The organism is Halapricum hydrolyticum, from assembly GCF_025517535.1.
Classification (GTDB): Archaea; Halobacteriota; Halobacteria; order Halobacteriales; family Haloarculaceae; genus Halapricum; species Halapricum hydrolyticum.
Window position 1 is genome coordinate 59,170 of record NZ_JAOPKC010000008.1, and the last position, 23,142, is coordinate 82,311.

At 66.0% G+C, this 23,142-nt stretch carries 16 protein-coding genes and 1 tRNA gene; 12 read left to right on the plus strand and 5 right to left on the minus strand.

Going from position 1 to position 23,142, the window contains the following annotated elements; translation table 11 throughout:
* Nucleotides 1-152 precede the first annotated feature (152 nt).
* Both OB916_RS09000 and OB916_RS09005 read left to right on the plus strand, forming a co-directional pair.
* Nucleotides 153-227, plus strand: a tRNA-Val gene (locus OB916_RS09000).
* A gap of 275 nt (nt 228-502) precedes the next feature.
* A complete protein-coding gene (locus OB916_RS09005; RefSeq protein ID WP_315908960.1) occupies nt 503-1,669 on the plus strand; it encodes a DUF4382 domain-containing protein in 1,167 nt (388 codons plus the stop codon).
* 131 nt (nt 1,670-1,800) lie between these two features.
* On the opposite strand, the gene OB916_RS09010 is transcribed toward OB916_RS09005, so the two are convergent.
* From OB916_RS09010 to OB916_RS09020, 3 genes are all read right to left on the minus strand, one after another.
* A complete protein-coding gene (locus OB916_RS09010; RefSeq protein WP_315908961.1) occupies nt 1,801-3,081 on the minus strand; it encodes a dihydroorotase in 1,281 nt (426 codons plus the stop codon).
* A gap of 80 nt (nt 3,082-3,161) precedes the next feature.
* Nucleotides 3,162-5,849 carry a glycoside hydrolase family 31 protein gene (locus OB916_RS09015; RefSeq protein ID WP_315908962.1) on the minus strand — a complete coding sequence of 896 codons (2,688 nt, stop codon included), beginning with the start codon at nt 5,847-5,849 and terminating at the stop codon, nt 3,162-3,164.
* Nucleotides 5,850-5,938: 89 nt separating this feature from the next.
* Nucleotides 5,939-8,608 carry a glycoside hydrolase family 31 protein gene (locus OB916_RS09020; RefSeq protein WP_315908963.1) on the minus strand — a complete coding sequence of 890 codons (2,670 nt, stop codon included), beginning with the start codon at nt 8,606-8,608 and terminating at the stop codon, nt 5,939-5,941.
* 147 nt (nt 8,609-8,755) lie between these two features.
* On the opposite strand from OB916_RS09020, the gene OB916_RS09025 reads away from it, so the two are divergent.
* From OB916_RS09025 to OB916_RS09035, 3 genes are all read left to right on the plus strand, one after another.
* Nucleotides 8,756-10,267: an oligosaccharide flippase family protein gene (locus OB916_RS09025; protein ID WP_315908964.1), complete on the plus strand. Its 1,512-nt coding sequence runs from the start codon at nt 8,756-8,758 to the stop codon at nt 10,265-10,267.
* A 42-nt stretch (nt 10,268-10,309) separates the two neighbouring features.
* The gene (locus tag OB916_RS09030; protein ID WP_315908965.1) at nt 10,310-10,936 is read left to right on the plus strand and encodes a hypothetical protein; all 627 of its coding nucleotides are present in this window, start codon (nt 10,310-10,312) and stop codon (nt 10,934-10,936) included.
* Between the two features lie 106 nt (nt 10,937-11,042).
* On the plus strand, nt 11,043-11,492 hold the full coding sequence (locus OB916_RS09035; RefSeq protein WP_315908966.1) for a DUF1616 domain-containing protein: 450 nt from the start codon (nt 11,043-11,045) through the stop codon (nt 11,490-11,492).
* A 51-nt stretch (nt 11,493-11,543) separates the two neighbouring features.
* Here OB916_RS09035 and OB916_RS09040 read toward each other — a convergent pair whose 3' ends face one another.
* Entirely contained in the window at nt 11,544-12,800 is a 1,257-nt protein-coding gene (locus OB916_RS09040; RefSeq protein WP_315908967.1) for a glycosyltransferase family 2 protein, read from the minus strand.
* 216 nt (nt 12,801-13,016) lie between these two features.
* On the opposite strand from OB916_RS09040, the gene OB916_RS09045 reads away from it, so the two are divergent.
* Genes OB916_RS09045 through OB916_RS09055 form a run of 3 tightly spaced genes read left to right on the plus strand, consistent with a single transcriptional unit; the run spans nt 13,017 to nt 17,858 of the window.
* Complete coding sequence (locus OB916_RS09045; RefSeq protein WP_315908968.1) at nt 13,017-14,192, plus strand: glycosyltransferase; 1,176 nt, start codon at nt 13,017-13,019, stop codon at nt 14,190-14,192.
* A complete protein-coding gene (locus OB916_RS09050) occupies nt 14,189-16,633 on the plus strand; it encodes a DUF2206 domain-containing protein (RefSeq protein WP_315908969.1) in 2,445 nt (814 codons plus the stop codon). The genes OB916_RS09045 and OB916_RS09050 overlap by 4 nt, the downstream gene beginning before the upstream one ends.
* Before the next feature lies 1 nt (nt 16,634).
* Complete coding sequence (locus tag OB916_RS09055; protein ID WP_315908970.1) at nt 16,635-17,858, plus strand: glycosyltransferase; 1,224 nt, start codon at nt 16,635-16,637, stop codon at nt 17,856-17,858.
* Here OB916_RS09055 and OB916_RS09060 read toward each other — a convergent pair.
* Complete coding sequence (locus tag OB916_RS09060; RefSeq protein WP_315908971.1) at nt 17,781-18,041, minus strand: hypothetical protein; 261 nt, start codon at nt 18,039-18,041, stop codon at nt 17,781-17,783. The two genes, OB916_RS09055 and OB916_RS09060, sit on opposite strands and share 78 nt — an antisense overlap.
* 77 nt (nt 18,042-18,118) lie before the next feature.
* Between OB916_RS09060 and OB916_RS09065 the strand changes: the two genes are divergently transcribed.
* From OB916_RS09065 to OB916_RS09080, 4 genes are all read left to right on the plus strand, one after another.
* On the plus strand, nt 18,119-19,483 hold the full coding sequence (locus OB916_RS09065) for a glycosyltransferase (protein ID WP_315908972.1): 1,365 nt from the start codon (nt 18,119-18,121) through the stop codon (nt 19,481-19,483).
* Between the two features lie 226 nt (nt 19,484-19,709).
* On the plus strand, nt 19,710-20,702 hold the full coding sequence (locus OB916_RS09070; RefSeq protein WP_315908973.1) for an NAD-dependent epimerase/dehydratase family protein: 993 nt from the start codon (nt 19,710-19,712) through the stop codon (nt 20,700-20,702).
* Between the two features lie 142 nt (nt 20,703-20,844).
* The gene (locus OB916_RS09075) at nt 20,845-21,894 is read left to right on the plus strand and encodes an NAD-dependent epimerase/dehydratase family protein (protein WP_315908974.1); all 1,050 of its coding nucleotides are present in this window, start codon (nt 20,845-20,847) and stop codon (nt 21,892-21,894) included.
* A gap of 11 nt (nt 21,895-21,905) precedes the next feature.
* Nucleotides 21,906-23,045: a glycosyltransferase family 4 protein gene (locus OB916_RS09080; protein WP_315908975.1), complete on the plus strand. Its 1,140-nt coding sequence runs from the start codon at nt 21,906-21,908 to the stop codon at nt 23,043-23,045.
* Nucleotides 23,046-23,142: the final 97 nt, after the last annotated feature.

Genomic DNA, 23,142 nt, shown 5'->3' on the forward strand with positions numbered 1-23,142 from the left:
GCGGGCAGCCGCGAGTAACGGGTCTGGCGTGACGACGACCGAGAGACGCAGGACGGCAGCCGTGATACACGTGGACAATCGCCTGACGAGACGATCGTTTCGAAACCTTCAATTACCTCTGCCTGCAACGATGGGATGCGTTCGATCAGCGAGGGTTCGTGGTCTAGACCGGTTACGACACCTCCTTGACATGGAGGAGGCCGACGGTTCAAATCCGTCCGAACCCATCCGAAATTCTCCAACACGTCTGGTCCCCTACTGACTGGTCCCGATTCGTTCGACGGTCGCCGCCATCAGAATGCCGAACGTTCAGTCCGTGCTCGAACTGGTCGTGATGTTCGGCATCACCGATGTCGCACACGGCATATGCGTATCCATTTTATTCCATCCGCACGCGTTGCGTATTCGTACAAAATCCCGGGACGTGAACAGTTCAAGGGGTCAAAACGCCGTGAACCGTCGTTCGAATATATAGGTCCGCCAGTGGAAAGAGATAGGTACGATGACCCCATCCCGACATCCATCGACGCCACGAGATGAGAACGGACACATCCGGCGGCGACGATTCCTTCTCACCGGCACTGCAGTCGGTACGACACTCCTGGCCGGCTGTTCGGGCGACACCGGCAACGGCGGAGCGAACAGCACCGACACGGGCGACGGTGGGGCGACCGACGACTCCACACCCGGGGAGACGTCGACGAGCGACGCAGAGAGCGACCCGAATGTCGGGACGTTCCGACTGCTCATCAGCGATCGGCCGGTCGCGATCGACGAGTTCGATTCGCTGGACGTCACCTTCGACCGAGCGCGGGTGTTCCAGAGCGGTAAGCAGGACGGAGACTCGGACGACGGGGAAACCGAAGTCGACGGAGCTGAGACGGAAACCGAGGCTGAAGTCGACGAGAACGAGACGGAGACCGAGACCGAAACAGAGACTGAACGCGACGAAAGCGAGACGGGGACTGTGACGGAAATCAGCGAAGACGAGACGGGGACTGTGACGGAAATCATCGAAGACGAGACGGAGACTGTGACGGAAATCATCGAAGACGAGACGGAGACCGAAGCTGACGAGGACGACGGCAACGAGAACGGCGATCCGGACGACGAACGCGGGTTCTTCGTTCTCGATCTGGACGGCGCGACGGTCGATCTGACGCAGGTCGTCGGTGACAAGGCGATGGGAGTCTTCGAAGACGACCTCCCGGCAGGGCGGTACTCGAAGATCGAGCTCCACGCGGCAGACGTCGAGGGGATCGTCGACGGCGAATCGGTCTCGGTCAAGATACCAAGCGGCAAGCTCCAGATCGTCAAACCCTTCGAAGTTACCCCCGGAGAGACGCTCGAGTTCGTCTTTGACATTAACGTCGTCAAGAAGGGGAAGTCGGGCGGATACAATCTCCTGCCGGTGATCTCCGAGAGTGGCGTCGCCGGTAAAGACGTCGATGTCGAAGAGATCGATCCGGACGAGAGAAGCGAAGACAGCGGACGAGACACGAGCGAGGATGGTGAAACGGACGCGGACGAAGGCGACGAGACCGACGCGGACGAGAGCGACGAAACGGATTCGAGCGGAGAGGAAGGGACGAGCGGGGACGGCAACGAGACAACCGAGGCCGGAAGCAGCCAGGGAAGCCCGGGGAACGGGAATCCGGACCAGGGGTGATACTGCCGGCTGTACGTTCGTGCAGATATTCGCCAGACAGCTTCGAAATGGGACAGTCAGCAGTATGAGCCGAGAGGTCCGTCACAGCGAGACGGACGGGACGGACTGCGCGCGTACCAGGCGAGCGTGGACTATGCGCTTCTGACGTTCTCGCCCACGGGTTCGCCGAACAGTTCCTCGTGGCGGTTCTCGTAGACGACCGTCCCGCGGACCGTCGTGAGTTCGGGGAAGACCGCGTCCATGCCCTCGAAGGGCGTCCAGTCGCAGTTCGTGTGCGTCTCCTCGCCGCGGATCGGCCGCGGGTCGTCGGGATCGACGAGCACGAGATCGGCGTCGAATCCCGCCTCGATCCGACCCTTGTTCGAGAGCCCGAAGACCGCTGCGGGGTTGGCGGCCGTCAGGTCGCGGATGCGCTCGTAGCTGAGATTCCCTTCGCGAGCCTCGTTCAACAGCAGCGGGAGCGCCGTCTCGACGCCTGGGACGCCGCTCGGGGCCTCCCAGATCGAGGCGTCCTTCTCCTCGCGTGTGTGCGGCGCGTGGTCGGTCGCGATCATGTCGACGGTGCCGTCGGCGACGCGCTCGAAGACCTTTCGGCGGCGGTTCTCCCGGCGGAGCGGCGGGTTCATCCGGCCGAACGTCCCCAATTCGGGGAGGTCGTTACGCGAGAGAAACAGGTGATGTGGCGTCACTTCGCAGGTCATTCCCGCGTCGGCCGCGATGTCGATCGCCTCGGGGGTGGAGGTGTGGGCGACGTGGATCCGCGCGTCGTGGTCGTTCGCGACGGTGCAGGCCCGGCGGACGGCGTCGATCTCGGCCTGCGGGGTGCGGTAGGCGCTCCAGGCGTCGGCGTCGTCGCGCTCGCGTGCGCTCTCGTTGAACCGTCTCGCGTCCTCCGCGTGGACGGTAACGGTCACGTCGCGCTCGCTCGCCCGCGAGACGGCGTCGGCGAACAGGTCGGCGTCGATCCCCATGTTCCCCGTCGAGTCAGCGAGAAAGACCTCCCCGAGCGCGAACAGCGGGCGAGCGAACAGTTCCTCCGGCTGCCACTCGTCGGTGACGCCGCCGTTGATCCCGAAATCGACCAGCGAGTCGGCAGCAAGCTCCGATTTGTGATCGAAGCGCTCGCCGTCGATCGTCGGCGGATCGGTGTTGGGCTGGTCGACGACCGTGGTCACCCCGCCGGCGGCAGCGCTCTTCGAGCCGCTCGCCCAGGTCTCCTTGTGGCTGTAGCCGGGCTGTCGAAAGTGCACGTGGACGTCGATCATTCCGGGCATGAGTCGCTTGCCCGAAGCGTCGATCGACCGTTCCTCGGCAGTGGTCGACAGCAGCTCCCCGATCTCGGCGATGGTCTCGCCCTCGATCCGGACGTCCCGGGTGCGGCCGTCCGGCAACGTCGCGTCCGTGATGAGCATACACCGGAATGGAGCGCGGGAGTGCCTAACGCTGACGGTCTATCACTCGCCGCGCGCGGCGATACCGTGGCCTGGCCCGATCACCAGATGTCGCCGTCGTAGGCCGGTGCCTCGCCCTCGCCCTCGAAGGAGACGCTCCCCGCGTCGGCGTACTCAACGGTCAGCGTCCAGTCTTTCCCGCCCAGATCGTCGAGTTCGAGGATCTTCAACGCCGGGAGCGGTCCGGATTCGAGGTCGCCCTCGGTCGCAAGCGGGATCTCGCCGCGCTCGAACGTCGAGAGACGATAGGTGATGTCGGTCCGACCGTCGCCGTTCCAGAGCAGGATTCGCTCCGTCTCGGCGCTGTCCATGTGGGCCACGCCGACGTCACAGAGCGTCTCGACGATCGCGCGGGCCTGCTCGCCGGTCAGCCGCTCGCGGAAGTTACCGAGCCAATCCAGGTCGGCGCGCTCGCCCGCGACGAACGCGCTCGCGTAGTCATCGAGTTTCGATTTCGAACGCGCCGGGAGTTCGAGATGGTGAAGCAGCTCCCGCACGCGATCGTGGCGGGGATCCTCGGCGACGACCACGTCGGCGTCGGGGGCCACAAGCCGCACCGTCACCGACGAGGTTGCGTCGTGTTCCGGGATCGTGACTTCCTGTGTCCGGGTCTCGGTGTCGTACTCGACGGAGCCGTCCGCACCCTCGATTTCGACCGCGAGATCCTCCCGGACACCGCGGACGCACAGTTCGAGGTCCCGCGTCGTCGGGACGTGTTCGGTCGCGTCCGTGGCGGCTTCGACGGTCAGCTCGACCTGTCCGGGCTCGTAGGACTGCCGAAGCGTCGTCGTCGCGTATTCGCCGTCGCGATAGGCCCGGCTCGTTCCGTCGTCCTCGTAGAGGTCGAAGGTGTTGTCCGCGCCGGGGAACGCGAGAACTCGCAGCGTCTCGGGTGCCTCGGTGTCGCCGAACGCGGGCTCGCCGTCCAGCGGGACGATCGCACCCGCTTTCGCGTAGACCGGCACGTCTGACAGATCACCGTAGCGGGCGTGCAGCCCGGCGCGGGACGGTCGCCCGGTGTCGAACTCGAACCACTCACCGTCGGGTAGCCAGACGGTCTGGCGAGCCAGGTTCGTCTCGTCGTCACGCTCGCGGACGTGCGGGACGACGACCAGTTCGCTGCCGAAGTAGTACTGCTGGGGGACGTGGTAGGCGAGTTCGATCTCGGGGTGGTGGTAGTACATCGGCCGGACCAGCGGGACCCCGCGGTCGTGGTTGCGCCAGGCCATCGTGTAGAGATACGGAATCAACGCGTGGCGCAGCCGCAGCGTCTCGCCCAGGGCCTCCCGGACCGTCGGCTCGAACGTCCAGGGCCGTTTGTCGATGTACTCGATGTTACCGGTGTGGATCCGGTTGATCGGACTGAACGCGCCGAACTGTGCCCAGCGGGCGTACAGTTCGCCGAAGCCGGTCGGCGTCCCGGTCCCGCCGAAGTGACCGCCGACGTCGTGGCTCCACCACCCGAAGTTGACGTTGCTGCCCGTCGCGGTGAGATACGGCTGGAAGGCAAGCGAGTCCCAGGAGACGTAGGCGTCACCCGAGAAGCCGACCGGATACCGGTGGCCGCCGAGGCCACCCCATCGCGAGAGGAGAAAGGGTCGCCGACCGTCCCGCGTCCGGTCGAGTGCGTGCAGGTGATTGAGCGCCCACAGCGGGTCCAGTCCCTCCATTTCAGGCGATTCCTCCCACTGCTGCCAGTCGATCCACCAGAAGTCCACGCCGTCCGCGTCGAGCGGGTTGATCACGTGCTCGAAGTAGCCACGCAGGAACTGCGAGTCGCTGGCGTCGAACTCGACCGGCCGTTCGCTCGCCGGATCGATCCCCATGTGCTCGGCGATGTCGGGATAGGCGTCCTCGTGCGGGTAGACACCCTCTGCGGGGTGAATGTTGAGCGTCGTCCGCAGGCCTTCCTCGTGGAGCCAGTCGACGAATCCCTCGGGATCGGGGAACAGCTCGCGGTTCCACGTCCAGCCCGTCCAGCCACCGTGGTACTCGTTGTCGGTGACGTGCCAGTCCATGTCGAGGACACACACCGACAGCGGCAGGTCCTCCTCGCGGAACCGGGTCATGAGGTCACGGAGCCGGTCGGCGCTGTAGTGTTCGTATCGGCTCCACCAGTTGCCCAGTGCCCACCGGGGGACCATCGGCACGTCCCCGGAGACGGCAGTGAAATCTTCGAGCGCGCCGAGGTAGTCGTGGCCGTATCCGAAGAAGTAGATGTCCTCGTAGTTCTCGTGAGCGTCGCGCGGCGTCACCCAGCCGTCGTCCTCGAAGACGAGTCGGTCGGTATCGTCGAGCACCGTCCAGCCGTCGCCGCCGAGCAGCCCCGGTTCGAGGTCGGTGCTGCCTTCGACTCGGTCGAGCGTCCGGACCGTCCCGCCCATGTTAGCCAGGTCGTCGTCGCCGTAGTGCCAGACCGATCCCAGATCCCGGACGTGCGCGGACAGCGTCGACGGGGCGAACGGCTCGTTGGCCACGTACTCCAGGCGGATCGCTTCGGTCTGGATGACGAGCCGACCGTCCGTCCGAGAGATTTCGAAGTCCGGAACGGGCTGCTCGCGGTGCCAGAACACCTGACTCGGCCGGTCCTCGAACTCGCCGTCGGGATCGTATTCCGCGCGGACGAGTCTCGGTGTCAACACGGTGAACCGAAACCGGTCGCCGCTGACGATCGCCGCCTCGTCGGCCACGGGAGAAAACTCAGGAACGTGGTACGACGCGAGTGCCATACCAACGACCTCCTCGGCGCGAGGGCAAAAGCGTACTGTCACGCGACCGCGCCGACCTGAGTTCATGCACGCAGTCGCACCGGCCCGTATCAGATGTCGATCGTCGATTCGTCCCTGGTACCGTGGGAAACGGTCACGAAGGTGCCGTAGTTGAGGGAGAACCGCCAGTCGTACGCCTCCATTTTCGAGAGGGGGATCCAGTCGTACTCCGGAAGCGTTCCGTGTCGTGACTCGCCCTCACGGTTCGTCGGAACGCCACTGCGGTCGTACCGGACGAACTGGTGAGTGATGTCCGTCCGTCGGGAGTCGTTCCAGAAGAACAGTCGGTCGTCGCCCGCGTAGTCGATTCGCTCGGCGCCCGCATCGACCAGCGTCTCCGCGATCGCGCGCAACTGTCGATCGGAAAGCACCGCGGCGAAGTTCCCGAGCCAGTCGAGCGTGATGCGGTCGCCTCGCAGGAACGCCGCCGCGTGCTCCTCGAGCGGCGGTTTCGAGCCAGCAGGTATCGAGAAGTGCCGGAGCAGCGTTCGAACCTGGGGGAGCCGCCAGTCCGCGTCAGCACGCACGTTCGTGCCGTCGCCGTCGAGCGAGACGGACACTGCCTCGTCCGCGTCGATCCCGTCGACAGTCACGGTCAGCGTCGCCGTCTCGTCGTCGTAGGTCCGGGTGTACTCGGCACCGTCGACGGTCACGTCCAGGTCGTCCCGGACACCGCGGAAACAGATCTCGTAGGTCCGACCGTCGGGCACGTGTCCGAGCTGGCCCTGGCTCTGTCCGATGTCGAAAAAGAGCCGGTCACCGTGCCACTCCTGTCTGAGTTCAGTCGTCGCGAAGTCCCCATCACGGGAGGCGCAGGTGACGCCGTCGTCCTCGTAGAGGTCGAAAGTGTTGTCCGCGCCGGGGAACGCGAGAACCCGCAGCGTCTCGGGTGCCTCGGTGTCGCCGAACGCGGGCTCGCCGTCCAGCGGGACGATCGCACCCGCTTTCGCGTAGACCGGCACGTCCGACAGATCGCCGTAGCGGGTGTGAAAACCACCCTCGTATCGCTCGCCGGACGTGAAATCGTACCACTCGCCGTCGGGCAGCCAGACGGGACGACGCGAGAGGTGGGTGTCGTCGCCGCGTTCGCGGACGTGTGGAGCGGCGAGCAACTCGCTGCCGAAGTAGTACTGGTTGGGACGGTGGTAGGCGACGTCCGCTTCCGGATGATGATAGTACAGCGGCTGGATCAGCGGCTCACTCCGGGCGTGGTTGCGCCGGACCATCGTGTAGAGATAGGGGATCAGTTCGTGTCGTCGGACGAGTGCGTCTTCGAGCGCGTCACCGACCTCGCCGTCGTACTGCCAGGGTCGCTTGTCGACGTACGGCATCTTCGAGGTGTGGATCCGGTTGATAGGACTGAACGCGCCGAACTGCGTCCAGCGGGCGTACAGCTCGCCGAACTCGTGTGGGTCGCCCGTCCCACCGAAGTGGCCGCCGACGTCGTGGCTCCACCACCCGAACTGGACGTTCGAGGCCGAGCCGGTGAGGTACGGCTGGAAGGCAAGCGAGTCCCAGGAGACGATCGTGTCCCCGGAGAACCCGATCGGATACCGGTGATTGCCGACGTCCGCCCACCGCGAGAGAACGAAGGGTCGCCGACCGTCGCGAGTCCGATCGAGCGCGTGCAGGTGGTTCAGCGCCCACAGCGGATCCAGCCCCGCCATCTCGGGGGATTCGCGCCACTGCTGCCAGTCGATCCACCAGAAGTCCACGCCGTCTTCCTCCAGGGGGCCGATCACGTGCTCGAAGTAGCCGCGCAGGAACTGCGGGTCGCTGGCGTCGAACTCGACCGGCTTGCCCCTGCTGGGATCGATCCCCACGTGCTCGGCGATGTCAGGGTAGGCGTCTTCGTGAGAGTGGACGCCGTCGGCAGGGTGGATGTTGAGCGTCGACCGCAGACCCATCTCGTCGAGGCTCTCCAGAAAGCCCTCCGGTTCGGGAAACAGCTCGCGATTCCAGGTCCAGCCCGTCCAGCCGCTGTGATTCGAGTTGTCGACGACGTGCCAGTCCATGTCGAGGACACACACTGACAGCGGCACCTCCTCCTCGCGGAACTGCTCCATCAGTTCGCGGAGTTCGTCCTGAGAGTACTCCCAGTAGCGGCTCCACCAGTTGCCCAGCGCCCACCGCGGGATCATCGGGACGTCGCCCGCGATGTCGGTGTATGCCCGCAACGCGCCGAGATAGTCGTGGCCGAACCCGAAGAAGTACAGATCCTCGTAGTCCTCGTGGGCGTCGCGTGGGGTTACCCAGCCGTCCTCGAAGACGAGACGATCGGTGTCTTCGAGCACGGTCCAGCCATCACGGGAGAGCAATCCGGGTTCGAGGTCGGTCTGGCCGTCGACGCCGTCGAGCGTCCGCGTCGTCCCGCCGAGGTTGTCCTCGCTGTCGCCGTAGTGCCAGGTCGCCCCGAGCTCGGTTAGCGTGATCGCCAGCGATTCGCTCGTAAACCCGGCTCCGAGGTCGTATCGCAGGTACAGGTGTTCGGTCTCGATCTCCAGCGTGCCGTCCGTGCGCGCGACCGAGAACTCGGGGACCGGCTGGTCGCGATACCAGATGGCCTGACTCGGCCGGTCCTCGAACTCGCCCCCGGGGTCGTGCTCCAGACGGATGAGTCGCGGCGCGAGCACGGTGAACCGACAGGAGTCGGTCTCGACGGTCGCCGCCTCGTCGGCCACGGGGGAGAACTCGGGAACGTGATAGTCTGCGAGGGACATGACTCGCCCGTCGGTTTCCTCGTGTATAAGTATCACTCCAGGCAATCGTCGCCGCAACGTCCTGTCCCCGAACATTATAACCCGGTCGGACGTACGCCGTGACGTGTCTGGTGTGTACGGACGGCCGAAAATGCCGGGAACGGACCTATGACGGACGGCGCCGAGAACAAGAGCGGCGCCGAGTCAGAGACGGTCCCGGACAGCGGCGGGAGCCTCTTCCGGTCGTTCGTCTCGGTGTTCACTGGGCGGGCGACCGTCCTCGTGATCACGATCGCGTTCACCCCGGTGCTGGTCCGACTCCTGACGCCGCGGGAGTTCGGCGTCTTCGCGACAGTGATGGCCATGTTCACGGTCGTCGAAGCGGTCGGCAAGGGCGGGCTGTTCAGCGCGATCGCCAACCAGGTCGCGAAATTCGACCCCGGCGACAGCGAGGAGAGCGACGCTAGCCTCGCCGGCATCGCCCTCGCCGCCGTCTACGGGGTGGTCATCACGATCGTCCTGGCGGGTGCAGTCGGGCTGTCGATCGTTCCGGAAACGTACGAGCTGCACCTGCTCGTCCTCGCGTCGGGGTTGCTCGTCGGGAACCTCTTCACGGCGTTCCAGGGGGTCTACTACGGCCGTCGCCAGGAGTGGGTCGCCGAGCGGGTGGGCGTGCTCTGGCAGTTGCTGTACGCCGTGCTCGCGGTCGCGCTCGCGGTCGCGATGGGACTCGTGGGCGTGTTCGTCGGCTACGTCGTCGCTATGTTCGTCGCGACGGCGGTCCTCTGGTGGACGTTCACCCGCGACGTCGAAGTGACGGCGGGGCGCATCGGGCGCGCGCTGCGGTCGCAAGGGCGGCCGATCGCGAGCTTCGGCGCGGTCCAGACGCTCGGCGGACTGGCCGGCATCCTGCTGCACCGGACCGACATCCTGCTGGTCAATTACTTCCGGTCAGTGACCGAGAGCGGGATCTACCGCGCCGCGCTCGTCCCGGCGGAGGTCATCTGGTTCGTCCCCTTTGTTATCCAGCTGTCGCTGCTGCAGAACGCCTCGAGCCACTGGGCCAAGGGGGACATCGACCAGATCGACACGGACACTGCGGGCAGTTTCAAGTACGCCTTCCTCGCGCTGACGCTGTTCGGCGTCGGGCTGTTCGGGCTCGCAGAGGAGTTCGTCGTCCTCTATTTCGGCCCGGCGTACGCCTCGGCGGCGACGCCGCTTCGCATCCTGCTCGTTGGCGCGTTCCTGTTCGGGTTGAGCCGCGCGTTCACGCCGACGCTGAAAGCGACCGGCCACAACGTGGCGACGGAGCTGGTTACCGGCGTCGGGCTAGTCGTGAACGTCGTCCTCAATCTGCTCCTGATCCCGCGGTTTGGAATGACCGGTGCGGCGACCGGAACGGCGATTTCCTACGGAGTGATGCTCGCCGGATCGCTGTTCGTCTGGCGACGGACGCCCTTCGGCTTCCCGTCGCTGCGGATCGTCGGCGTCCTGTGTCTCCATCTGCTGGCGTTCGCGGTGCTGTACCTGCCGCTGATCGCGATCGTCCCGCTCGGCCCGCTTCCCTCGATCGTCGTCGGCGGGGTCGCCGGCGCGTTGCTGTTTCTCGGGCTCGCGGTCTGGATGGGGCTACTCTCCCGGTCACAGCTGCGGGTCGGCGCGACGCTCGCCAGTCGCTAGCAGGGAAGGAACTAAGGTCCGGTCACACCCAGATGGGAGCGAATGAGTGACGTCTTCGGGCGGATGCTCGGTTCGTACCTGGCCTGGCAGACGTCGAGACAGTTCGTCAGGGTGATGCTCGATGCGTCGCCGACACCGCCGGAAGCAGCCCTGCTGGAAGGGGCCCGCAACAATCGCAACTGGTTCGACGAGGAGTTCTCCACCAGCGAGAAGTACCGGGTCGTCAAACAGTACCGGCCGCGCCGTGCCCGCCGGATGAAACACTGCGAGTGGTCGCTCGAGTCCTACCCCATCGAGGATCTCGGGACGGTGTTGCCCGAGACGGGCGATCTCCCACCGTCGGAGCTGACCGGCCCGTTCACCGACGTGGTCGCGTACGTCCGCGAGCAGATCGAAGCCGTGGACAGTGATAGTTACAGCGTCCAGTACGTCGAGAACCTCGAAGCCGTCCTGAACCTCATCGCCGAGTTCCCCCCGATCGTCGTCGAGCCGGGCTGGGTCCAGCGATCGGCGAAAGTGATGAAGCGCCATCACGGCGGCTCGTGGGACGTGAGAGCGATGCCCGGCTACGTCGAAGACGGGAACCACCGGGCGCTGGCAACGGCAATACACACTGACAGTTCGGAGGTCACCTGCTTCGTCGGTCGTCACCGCTGGTTCCGATGGTGAGTGATACTGCTGGCGGTACGTTCGTACAGATATTCGCCACTCCAGTGTGGCGAATCATTTCGAAATGGTACAGCCGGCAGTATGAACTGCGAACGGAGCGACGACGATGAACGATACGTCGACGCCGCTGGTCGGACGGGCGTCGCTCGCTGTCCTGGTGGCTGTGCTCCTGGTCGGAACGGCGGCCGCAATCTACACGCTCGGGACAGCCGACCGGAGTGGCGAGTACACGGAGTTCTACGTCCTCGGACCCGGCGGGGAGGCCGGCGGATACCCGGCTGACCTGTTCGTCAACGAGACGGCGACGATCGAGGTCGGTGTCGTCAACCACTTCGACGCCGAGCGGACCTACACGGTAGTGCTCGAACTCGGCAACCGGACCGAAACGACCAGGACGATCCGTCTTGGTTCCGGTCAGAAGTGGCGCGACCGGCTGTCGTTCGCGCCGTCGTCTCCCGGAGAAAAGCGCGTGCGGGTCTTGCTGTACGAAGGCGACGACGCGAGCGGTCCCCCCGTGGATGTACTGTACTTCACGACGCGCGTCACGACGAGATGAAACCGACGAGACGAAGCACAGATCGACCGTCCTCGGCAGCACGAACGCCGATCAATCGTCGTCGACGTGTAGATCGGGGCGGTTCGCGTGGTCGAACAGCCGCGTCTCGATGAGCGTCGCGAAGAAGAACGCCTCGAAGACGATCACGACGCCGAGCGCGATTACCGTCACCAGCAACACTATCGTCGGCGTCGAGAGCGGTCCGGATCCCGACGTGACCGTGCCAACGAGACTCGCGAACAGCGCGAGCAGGCTAAAGAGCGCCAGCAGGATGCCGGACAGGACCCCGCCCTCCAGGTTGAAGTGGTGTTCCACCCAGCGGGTCACCGGATCGCGCGGCTTGCGTATCGGCGAGGTGATCTGCGCGCTGAACACGCCGAAGCTCACGGCCATGAAGCCGACGACGATGAGCAGCGAGCCGACGATCAGCCCCAGCAGCCCGGGATCGGGCCCGACGCCGAACTGAGCCCCGAGCAGCACGCCGATTCCCGAGAGTCCGAGGAGCAGTCCCGGAAGCGAAAACAGGTATCCGGGGGCGTTGACCAGCATAAATCGCACGTGGCGCCAGCCGTCCCGGAACGTCGACAGTTTGGCCTCGCCGACTCGAGGATGGTAGGTGATCGGCGTCTCGACCACGTCGAGACCGATCGCCCCGGCCTGCATGATCATCTCGCTGGCGAACTCCATCCCGTCGCTCCGGAGGCTGAGCGCCTCCAGGACGTCAGACCGGAACACCCTGAAGCCGGTGTGCGCGTCGGTCACGTCGAGATCGTAGAACAGGTTCAGGAAGGCAGTCAACGCCGGGTTGCCGACGTACTTGTGCAGCCAGGGCATCGCGCCGGGTTCGATCGTCCCGGCGAACCGGCTTCCCAGTACCATGTCGGCCTCCTCCTCGACGAGCAACCGGTACAGGGCCGGCAACTCGCCGAAGTCGTACGTCGTGTCGGCATCGCCCATCACGATGTACTCGCCGCGAGCGCGCTCGAAGCCGTACTTGTAGGCGGCCCCGTATCCCCGCTGGTCGGGCGTGACGACGATCGCACCGTCTTCCCGGGCGATCTCCGGTGTCCGATCGCTGGAGTTGTCACAGATGATCACCTCCGTCGGCACGCCGAGGTCCGCGACGCCCTCGCGGAGGGATTCGAGCGTGGGCCCGATACCGCCCTCCTCGTTCAGCGTGGGAATGACGACGCTCAGAATCGGTGTCGTCTCGCTGTCGGGACCGAGAAACGAGACCGTCTCCCTGGCCGCGCCGTCGTCACGCTCTACGCTCTCGCGAGACGCCGACGGGTGATCATTCGGTGTCATTACTCAGTCTCCGGGCCCGGCCGGGCGCCCACGGGTCGCGAAAGTGCGAGCACACCGGTGTCACACTCCGATCCCGCCGTCACACCTAGAAGTGGAGAAAACATGATTATCAGGTATGATATACTTACCGTGAGAAAGGTTATATCTTTCGGGCAGCGACAGTCAACCGGACCGATTCGAGGGAATCTTTTTGCCGTCACCAGCCAACGGTTCCGTATGCGCGTCCTCCAGACCCCCGTTCGTTTCGCGCCGTCTATCGGGGGTGTGGAGACGTACGTCCACTCGCTCTCGCGGGCACTCGTCGAGGCAGGCCACGAGGTGTCAGTCGTCTGTGCCAGCCCCGACGTCGACGTGCCGGCACTCGAAACCGTCGACGGGATCGAAGTCCATCGCTTGCGGACGACCGGCCGGATCGCGAACACCGATCTCACACCGGGCCTGCCCGTGGCGTTGCTCCGGGAGCTCCGGCGGGCCGACGTCGTGCACACCCACCTGCCGACGCCGTGGTCTGCCGACGTCAGCGCGTTTCTCGGCCTGGTGGCCGACCGTCCGGTCGTCGTCACCTACCACAACGACATCGTCGGCACCGGGCTGGCCGACCGCGTCGCGAAGCTGTACAACCGGACGGTCCTGCAGGCGACGCTTCGAATCGCCGACCGGATTCTCATCACCCAGCCCGCGTACCTGCAGCGATCGCCACACTTGAAGCCGTTCGCGGAGAAAGTACGGGTCGTCTCGAACGGCGTCGATACGGATCTATTCGCTCCCGGGGACGTCCCCCCAGCCCGACAGCGCGAACTGGGGTTCGACCCCGACGGTCGCAACTGCTTTTTCCTGAGCGTCCTGGACTCCTTCCACGAGTACAAGGGCCTGGACGTGCTCCTGGCGGCGCTGGCAGGGGACGAGTGGTCGGAGCCGCCACGGCTCGTCGTCGGCGGGGAGGGCGACGCCCGCGAGGGATACGAGAACCGCGCCGCGGAACTCGGGATCGCCGATCGGGTCAGGTTCGCCGGTCGGCTCTCGACAGCCGAACTCGTCGACGCGTACAACGCGGCGGACGTGTTCGTCCTCCCCTCGACCGACGGCGACCAGGAAGGGTTCGGGCTGGTGTTGCTGGAGGCGCTGTCCTGTGGCGTCCCGGTGGTCTGTACGGACGTGGTCGGCGTCGCGGACGACGTTCGCGCCCACGACCTCGGTGTCGTCGTCGAGCCCGGTGACGAGGGGGCGCTCGCCGCGGCCATCGAGGACGTCCTCGGGGAGACGTTCGACGCGGCGGCTGCCCGCTCGCTGTGTCAGGAGCAGTACTCCTGGCGGTCGAAGGCGGCCGAGATCGTCGACATCTACGAGGAGATCGGTGTCGGGACGGAAACGACGGACCGATCAGAACCATGAGCGGAGCGTCCGACGTCGTCGAACGAGCGAGAGCGATCCGGCAGCGAGCGTGGGGGCGGTTGCTCGTCGTCGTCGCGCTGTGGACGCTTGCCCTGCTCGCGGCGACAGCGATGCAGAAGGCGGGCGTAGCCGCGAGCGTCTTCGACGCGCTCCGGGTGGCGCTTTCGATCCCCTACGCCGGGCTGGTCCCCGGGGTGCTCGTGCTGGCGCTGGCCGGCGTCTCGCTCGGACGAGCGCCTGTCCTCGTCTACGCCGTCGTCGCGAGCACGGCCGTGCTGTCGGCGGTGTTCGCGGTCGCAAGTCTGGTCTACGGCGTCTGGCCGTGGGGCGTCGCCCCGCCGCTGTCGGAGCCGTTCGTGATGGGCGGGACGATCGCTGTGGTCGCGCTGCTGGGGGCCGCCGTCGCGATCCGCAGACCCGCGATATCGCTTCCCCGAATGGGGGGCGCGAGGGCCGTCCGTCCGTCGGTCGCTGTGGTGGCCGTCGCACTTCCGGTGCTGGCTGCGGTCGGGGCGGCCGTCCTGACGGTGGACGGGCCCAACGTCTCCGCGCTCGTCGCGCTCGTCGCGATTGCCGCCGTGCCCCTCGTGGCCGTACTCGCCCGGTTCAACCGGCTCGAACAGTTGCTCGTCAGCTACGCCGTCGCGCTCGCGCTGTTGCTCCAGAACACGGTGATGACGGAGTTCCTCAAGTCCGGCGACGCCAACTACGAGTATTACTTCTCGAACCTGGCGCTGTCAGCCGGCTACTGGGATCCCGCGCTCGTCGTGAACAAGAACGCGATGTTGCGTCTGACCGTCCTCCATCCGGTCCACGCACAGCTCACCGGCCTCCCGCTCGAACTGGAGTATCGGCTCGTCCACCCGTTCCTGTTCGCGACCGTCGCGATCGGGCTGTACGCGGCTTACGAGCAGTACTTCGGCCGGCGGACGACGCTGTTCTCGGTCCTGCTGTTTTGCTATCTCCATCCGTTCTTCACGCGATATTCACTGGACACCAGGACGGCCTTCGGGCTCCTGGGACTGCTGGCGATCGTCGTGGCCGCCACCGACAGCGACCTGAACTACACCGGTAAGGCTGCGGTCGCGGTGACGGCTGTGTTCGTCGTCGTCACCTCCTTCTACGGGACGGCGATTATCCTCGGCGGGTTCCTCGTCGTCGGCGTGGCCTACGCGGTACTGTTCGGCGTCCGCGAGTCGATCCGGCCGGCAGTCTCGGCGGCGACGGCGATACTCACCGTCGTCCTCACGCACACCTGGTATTCGCGGTTCGCGGGCGGCGAGGCGCTGGAGGTCATCGTCGGAGCGACCGCACAGGTCGTCGGACGCATACTCGGCGGCGACGTCTCCCTCGGCGAGAGCGCGGCGGGTGCTGCGACAGCGGAGACGTTCTCGCTCACCTACGAACTCATCCGAGTCGAGTTCGTCGTTCTCACGCTGTTGCTGGGATTCGGCGCACTGTTCGTCGCGCTCGGGTATCCGCCGCTGAACCGGCTGGTTCCGCGGCCGATCGCTAGCCGCCTCGCAGTGGTCCGTGCCGACGTCGGCCAGCGCCATCCTGTCATGGCCGACAGCGGGTTCTACCTCGCTGCGACGTTTGCCGCGCTCGGCGTGCTGCTGTCCGGGTTCGCCCCGACCACTATCCTCGGGATCGAACGATCGTACATGATCGCCGGCGCCGTCCTCTTCCCGTACGTCTTCGTCTTTTTCGACGCGACGCGGACGGCCATCAGGGAGTCGGGCTCCTGGCTAGTCCACACCGTTGGCGGGCGTGCCGACACACGCAGCCGGATCAGCGTACTCGGGCGGTTCGCACCGAGCGAAGAGATCCCCGGCGAAAGCGACCGGCGACCCGCCGGCGACAGGCGGTCGGCCGTCTTCGCAGTCGGCGTGCCGGTCGTCCTCGCCATCCTCCTGCTGGTCAACGGCGGCGTCGTCGCCGCGACGGTGACCGAGGAGCGCTCCACCCAGCCGTTGTTGGATCGCGAGCGCACCCTCGACGAAGGGGAACCGCCCGAGGTGTTTCACCTCTACGCCCACTACACGCCGCGAACGGACGTGGCCGGTGCCGGCTGGCTGCACGACACCCGCGTCGACGAGGTCAGGGTTTACGGCTCCGAGGCGACCGATCCGTACCCGTCGTACTTCTACTACACTGACCCGTCGGACAAGCGGCCGCCCGGCCCCTTCGGAGCGCTCGTGCGCCGCAACGCCACGAGCGGTGCGGGCTACGTCTTCGTCGACGAGTACAGCAGCCGGACGGGCGCGATCAACTACCGCGAAGGCGACCAGCGGTTCGGCAACACGCGCTTCATCCCCTTCGAACGGACGGTGATCCCTGACTCGGCGCGGCTCTACAGCGCAGGGCAGACAGCCGTCTATCTTGACCGTGGGAGAAACCGGACACTGACAGCGAGCGAACAGCACGCTGGAGGCCAATAGAATGACCAACACGACACTCGACGACCTGGACATCGCCATCGCGCACGACCAGCTGTGGGAGTTCGGCGGCGCCGAGCGCGTCGCGCTCAGAATCGGGGAGACGCTGGACGCGCCCGTCGTGACGACCGCTGCCGGGCCGGAAGCTCGTTCGGAGGCGGCCGATCGCGGAGTCGAACTCCGGACGTTCGCCGACGAGAAGTACGACCGTTTCGGCGTATTCACGCGAAGCGGGCTGAAGGAACTCAGTCTCGTGTTCGACTGGCAGACGGCTCCCCTTCGCGAGTTCGACATCGTCGTCTCCTCTGGGTGGGCCAGCCGCCAGTACCGGACGACCGACGGGCAGTACCTATTGAATTACTGTCACTCTCCGTACCGGCCGGCGAACGACCTGTTGGCCGACACGCTCGAGCGGCTCTCGACGCCGGCACGGGCCGTCGCGCGGCTGTATCTGACGGCGATCGACCTGCTAGACGGACGCGCCGCCGATCGCGTGGACGCCTTCCTGGCCAACAGCGACCTCGTCCGCGAGCGGATCAGACGCTACTACCGGCGGGAAGCGACGGTCGTGTATCCGCCGGTCGACCTGCCCGAGGTGTCCAGATCCGACGGGAGCGAGCCGTACTTCCTGTTCATCGGCCGACTCGTCCCCGAGAAGCGACCCGAGACGGTCCTTGAGGCGTTCGCCGAGTCGGGACGGCCGCTGAAGGTCGTCGGTGCGTCGACAGGGAGTATCGGGTCGGGCGACATCGGTCACGACGCTCCCTCGAACGTCGAGTTCCTCGGGACGGTCTCCGAGCAACGAAAGATCGACCTCCTGCGGCGGGCGACCGGCGTCGTCTACGTCCCGGTCCGGGAGGACTTCGGTCTCGTTCCGATCGAGGCGCTGGCAGTCGGGACGCCGGTCGTGACCGTGGCTGAGGGGTTTCCCGGACGTGTCATCGAAGACGGACGGACGGGCGTCGTCGTCGAACCGACGGTTGAGGGCGTCGCGGCCGGCGTCGAACGGCTCGCCGACGCCACGTTCGATCGGGGGACGCTGCGGGCCGCAGCGGCACCGTTCGCCGCCGATCGCTTCGAGACGCGGCTGCGAGAGGCTGTCGAGACGTTCGCGAACGCGCCGGAGGCCTACCAACTCGCCGACGAGCCGCTACTCCAGGATAGCGACGACGTCGAAGCCGATGATGACAGCAGTCCCGAGGGCACCGAAGACGAGCATGGCCACTAGCACGCGTCGCCACTGCGGGGACAGCCCCGCCGGCTCGACGAACAGGTAGGCAACGACGTAGCCGAGATACGCGAGCAGAAAGGCCAGCGCCGGGGTGAACGACCCCGCTGCGAGCAGCACGGCCGCGACGAGACCGATCCAGAGTCCGACGGCGGCGAGGACGCGAGGCCCACTGGTTCGCATACCACCACCCACCGGCGGCGGTCGTGTGAATGTTTCCCCACGTAGATTGATACGTCTGGGCTGCTATTTTCGGTGTAATGAAAGTTCTGCTGTTCGATCTGCACGACGCGGGCTATCACCTGGAGTTCGGGAGCGAGATCGTCGACGCGTTACACGACCCGGACGCCGGGCTCACGGTCGATCTGCTCACGACTGACGTGACGGACCGTCACGAGCAGTTGTTCCCGGCCGAGCGGTTGATCGAAGCTCCGGCGTTCGCTCCCGGCACCGACGACCGCGGCACGGACGCCTACCGCCGGGCGGCCGTCGACGCCGCGTTCCGGGTCGCTCGCGAGGGCGACTACGACCTGCTTCACTTCGTTGAGATCGACGACGTGCTGGAGTACCTCTACCAGCACGCCGAAAACGATCGAACGGGCCCCGCAGTGGTCGGGACGCTCGACGGCGGCCGGTTCTTCAGGAACACGCGACGCCATCGAATCGTCTCGGCGGCAATGGGGACCGAGCCGGGTGCGAGCCTGCTACGTGGGATTCATCGGGCGGCGCTCGGTGAGCGAGAGCAGGCGCAACTGCTCAAAAACTGGCTGTACGCGGCCAGCACTAGAGTCGCCGGCGCGACGTCCTACGCGGACCGGTTCGACCGGGCGCTGTTCGAGGACGTACTCGCGAGTCTCCTCTCACCGCCGATGCTCGAAAACTGCATCGACGCCGGCGCACTCGACCGGCTGGTCGTCAAATCGATCGAGGCGGCCGAATACGTCCGGGATATGGATCCGGCCTTTGCCACGGAGCGACTGGTGTACGTCCCGGACACGCTGGAGCTGTGGACGGACCTCCCCGACCAAGAGACGGCGCGTGAGCGTCTCGGGATCGACGCGGACAGGACTGTCCTCCTGCAGTTCGGCGAGCTCCGTCACGAGAAGGGAGTGGACGTGCTGCTCGAAGCGCTTTCGGGTTACGACGGTCCGCCGTTCACCCTGGTGCTGGCAGGCAAACCGGTCGACGTGACCGCCGAGGACGTCCAGGCCGCCAAGCGCCGGACGTCGGTCCCGATCCACGACGTGCTGTCCTTTATCCCCGACGGGGACGTCCCGCTGTACTATGCGGCCGCCGACGGGCTCGTCGTCCCCTACCGACCGGCGTTCGGCCTGCGGCGAACCAGCGGCCCGTTCCTCAAAGCCTGCGGGGCCGGCAAGCCGATCCTGGCACCAGCCTTCGGCGTCTTCGACCGGCAGATCCGCGATCGAGATCTCGGCCTGACGTTCGTTCCCGAGGACGCCGACGACCTCCGGCGGAAGCTCGCGAGATTCGCCTCCGACCCTGCCGCGACCTACGACGCGGAGTCGATGCGCACGTTCGCGTCCGAGCGAACCTTCGAGCGCGTGGCCGAGGAGCTCCGTGCTGTGTACGAGAACGCGACAGAGGACAGTGTCACCGATTAGGAGGGTGTCAAGAGTCAGCGTCGACAGGGGTGAACGTGAAAGACGGTCTTACTGGCCGGTGACAGCCGTGAGAGATAGCGTCACCGATCGGCCACTACGTGTCCAGTAAGGTCCGTTTGCATGCCATTATCTCACCCAAACGTTCATTAGGGTTCCCGGCAATTTATCTATATAATGAGGGTGGTACTATTACTTCAGTGACTGTTGGGCAGACAAAGGTGCAGCGATGATCGAGGGAAAGCGGATTCTCGTCACTGGCGGCGCGGGCTTCATCGGCTCGCACCTCGTCGACGCGCTGGTGGAGGACAACGAAGTTGCCGTCCTCGACGACCTCTCGTCGGGGCGCCGAGAGTACGTCCACGACGACGCAGCCTTCGAGAGGGTCGACGTTCGCGACCGGACGGCACTGGCGAACGCGATCGACGACCCGGACGTCGTCTTCCATCTCGCGGCGGCCGCGGACACGCGCCGAACCTCGGCCGGGTGGGACGCGCCCCACGACGATCTGGCGGTCAACACCGAGGGGACGCTGAACCTCCTCGAAGCGCTGCGGACGGCCGATCTCGATCCGCGGATCGTGTACGCCTCCTCGTGTGCCGTCTACGGCAACCCCGAGTACGCCCCCATGGACGAAGACCACCCGTACAACCCGATCTCGCCCTACGGCGTCCACAAGCTGGCCGGCGATCGATACGTTCGGGCCTACCATACCGAACACGGGTTCGACACCACGGCGCTGCGCATCTTCAACACGTACGGCCCGCGCCAGCCCCGGTACGTGATGTATGACTTCCTGCAGAAGTTGCAGGCCGACCCGACGGAGCTGGAGGTGCTGGGCACCGGCGAGCAGGTCCGGGATTACACGTACATCGACGACACCGTCTCGGCGTTCCTGTTGCTCGCCGACCGCGGCGAGCCCGGCGAAGCCTACAACGTTTCCGGCGAGGGAGTCATCAGCATCCGCGACCTCGCGGCGATGATGATCGAACTGCTCGGGCTCGACACGGAGGTGCGATTCACCGGCTCCAGCTGGAAGGGCGATCCCGTGGCGCTACGAGCCGACGTCACGAAGCTCCGGAAGCTGGGCTATGCACCCACGATCGACATCGACGAGGGGCTTCGGCGATTCGTCGCCGCCTTCGAGGCGGAGGAAGGACCGATCGGCGAGACGCCGCTCGACGAGCCGACTGTCGATGTGCCCCGGGGCCCGGAGCGGTGAAGGCCGGCGGAGCCGACGACAGATCGCCCGAACACGCACACAGAGTCCCTGAATACACACGCAGAACGCGCGACTGGAACACACCGAACTGCCAGAACACATACGAAATCAGAACACATCGCGAAAATACAGATGATAATATATGACACAAACTGACACGGCACAGAGAGACGACCGCGACTGGACCGGCGAGAACGTTCTCGTCACGGGGGGTGCCTCGTTCATCGGGTCGCACCTCGTCGAGGAACTCGTCGAGCGCGGCGCGAACGTCCGCGTCGCCGACGACTTCTCCAGCGGCCGCAGGGAGAACCTCGCGGCGGTCGAAGACGACATCGAACTGCTGGTCGGCGACCTCAAACACTGGGACGTCGCCAGCGAAGCCAGCGAGGGCATCGAAACGGTGTTCCACCTCGCGGCCGACCACGGCGGTCGAGGGTACATTGCGACCCACCCGGCGAGTTGCGCCTCGAACATGGCGCTGGACAACATCGTCTTCGAGACGGCCGTCGAGAACGGCGTCGACCGGATCACGTTCGCCTCCAGCGCGTGTACGTATCCGACGGACATCCAGAAGCAGCAGGTCCCGCTCCGGGAGGACATGATCACCTTCGAGGAGCGCGGCGGTGCCTTCGCCGACGAGACCTACGGCTGGGCGAAGCTGATGGGCGAACTCTCGCTGCGATCCTACCACGAACAGTACGGCGTCGACGCGAGTTCGGTCCGCATTTTCACCGCCTACGGCCCCAGAGAGAACGAGACACACGCCGTCGTCGCGCTGATCGCGAAAGCCTTCGCCGGACAGGACCCCTTCACCATCTGGGGTGACGGCGAGCAGACGCGCAATTTCACGTACGTCAGCGACATCACGCGTGCGCTCCGGCTGGCGTCGACGCACATCACCGACGGCAGCGCAGTCAACGCCGGCATCCCCGATCACATCTCGCTGAACCAGTGTGCCGAGGCCATCTTCGAGTACATGGACTGGCACCCCGAGGAGATTGAGTACAGCCCGGACAAGCCGGTCGGCGTCCGCCACCGCGCAGCCGACACCACCCGCGCGAAGGAGGTGCTGGACTGGGAACCGCGGTACACGCTCGAAGAAGGGCTGGCCCGAACCATCGACTACTACACCGAGCACAACGACCGCGAGACGGTCCGCGAGAACCTGGAACGGCTCCTCTACGAACGGTGAGATCCGGATCGATGAGCGGTGATCTGGACGTCGCGTTCGTCTCCAACGTCGCCTATCCGTTCGTCAAGGGCGGCGCCGAGCGACGGTTCTACGAGATCGGTCGCCGCCTCGCCGACCGCGGTCACGACGTGACGCTCTACACGCGACGCTACTGGGAGGGCGGCGACGAGTACGAGCAGGAGGGCATGACGTTGCGCGCGGTGGCGCCCCAGCGCGAGCTGTACGCCGGCGAGCGGCGGTCGATCGGCGAGGCCGTCGAGTTCTCGCTGCGGCTCGCCCGGCCGCTGCTGACCAGCGAGCACGACGTGATCGACGTGTCGGCGTTCCCGTACTTTCCGGTCTTTCCCGCGGCGGCCGCCGCCGTGCGGTCGGGCGCCGCGCTGGTGACGACCTGGCACGAGGTGTGGAACCGCTACTGGCTGGAGTATCTCGGCGCGCTGGGCGTCGGGGGGATCGTCGTCGAACGGCTGGCCGCGCGGCTCTCCCGGCGGGCGGTGGCCGTCTCGCGGCTGACGGCCGACCGGCTCGGTGCGATCGGCGTGCCGGGCGAACGCATCACGACGGTGTACAACGGGATCGAGACCGACCGGATCGCCGCGGTCGAGCCTGATCCGGACGCGCCCGACGTGCTGTTCGTCGGCCGGCTCGTCGAGAGCAAGCGCGTCGATCAGCTGCTTTCGGCGTTCGACCGCGTCGCGGCCGACCGAGACATCCGACTCGGAATCGTCGGCGACGGACCCGAAAGCGACCGCCTCCGTGCGCAGGCGAGTGCGCTCGACTCGCGCGACCGGATCACCTTCTACGGGTCTATCGACGACGACACCGACGTGTACTCGCTCATGCGAGGAGCGACCGCGTTCGTCTCCCCCTCGACGCGCGAGGGGTTCGGGATGGCGCTGCTGGAGGCGATGGCCGCCGACTGTCAGATCGTCGCCGTCCGTCATCCGGATTCGGCCGTCGAAGAGGTTCTCGACGACGCGGGACTACTCGTCGACTCGACGGTCGAGGGAATCGCCGACGGACTGACGGCCGTCTTCGACGGCGAGCGTCCCGCGACCGCGCCACAGACGGCTGCACAGCGGTTCGACTGGGAGTGTATCGTCGACGACGTCGAACGGATCTACCGGGACGCGGTCGACACACGAGAGTAGTGCAGAAATACCGTACAGCGAAACAATCGTGCGCAGCGGTTGCACAGAAGCCCATCGTTTTCGGTCGGAAGTGTCGATTCGGTCACCGGAACAGCGA

Coding starts and splice junctions, on each gene's coding strand:
- OB916_RS09005 (WP_315908960.1), top strand. CDS start 503: ATGACCCCATCCCGACATCCATCGACGCCACGAGATGAGAACGGACAC.
- OB916_RS09010 (WP_315908961.1), bottom strand. CDS start 3,081: ATGCTCATCACGGACGCGACGTTGCCGGACGGCCGCACCCGGGACGTC.
- OB916_RS09015 (WP_315908962.1), bottom strand. CDS start 5,849: ATGGCACTCGCGTCGTACCACGTTCCTGAGTTTTCTCCCGTGGCCGAC.
- OB916_RS09020 (WP_315908963.1), bottom strand. CDS start 8,608: ATGTCCCTCGCAGACTATCACGTTCCCGAGTTCTCCCCCGTGGCCGAC.
- OB916_RS09025 (WP_315908964.1), top strand. CDS start 8,756: ATGACGGACGGCGCCGAGAACAAGAGCGGCGCCGAGTCAGAGACGGTC.
- OB916_RS09030 (WP_315908965.1), top strand. CDS start 10,310: ATGAGTGACGTCTTCGGGCGGATGCTCGGTTCGTACCTGGCCTGGCAG.
- OB916_RS09035 (WP_315908966.1), top strand. CDS start 11,043: ATGAACGATACGTCGACGCCGCTGGTCGGACGGGCGTCGCTCGCTGTC.
- OB916_RS09040 (WP_315908967.1), bottom strand. CDS start 12,800: ATGACACCGAATGATCACCCGTCGGCGTCTCGCGAGAGCGTAGAGCGT.
- OB916_RS09045 (WP_315908968.1), top strand. CDS start 13,017: ATGCGCGTCCTCCAGACCCCCGTTCGTTTCGCGCCGTCTATCGGGGGT.
- OB916_RS09050 (WP_315908969.1), top strand. CDS start 14,189: ATGAGCGGAGCGTCCGACGTCGTCGAACGAGCGAGAGCGATCCGGCAG.
- OB916_RS09055 (WP_315908970.1), top strand. CDS start 16,635: ATGACCAACACGACACTCGACGACCTGGACATCGCCATCGCGCACGAC.
- OB916_RS09060 (WP_315908971.1), bottom strand. CDS start 18,041: ATGCGAACCAGTGGGCCTCGCGTCCTCGCCGCCGTCGGACTCTGGATC.
- OB916_RS09065 (WP_315908972.1), top strand. CDS start 18,119: ATGAAAGTTCTGCTGTTCGATCTGCACGACGCGGGCTATCACCTGGAG.
- OB916_RS09070 (WP_315908973.1), top strand. CDS start 19,710: ATGATCGAGGGAAAGCGGATTCTCGTCACTGGCGGCGCGGGCTTCATC.
- OB916_RS09075 (WP_315908974.1), top strand. CDS start 20,845: ATGACACAAACTGACACGGCACAGAGAGACGACCGCGACTGGACCGGC.
- OB916_RS09080 (WP_315908975.1), top strand. CDS start 21,906: ATGAGCGGTGATCTGGACGTCGCGTTCGTCTCCAACGTCGCCTATCCG.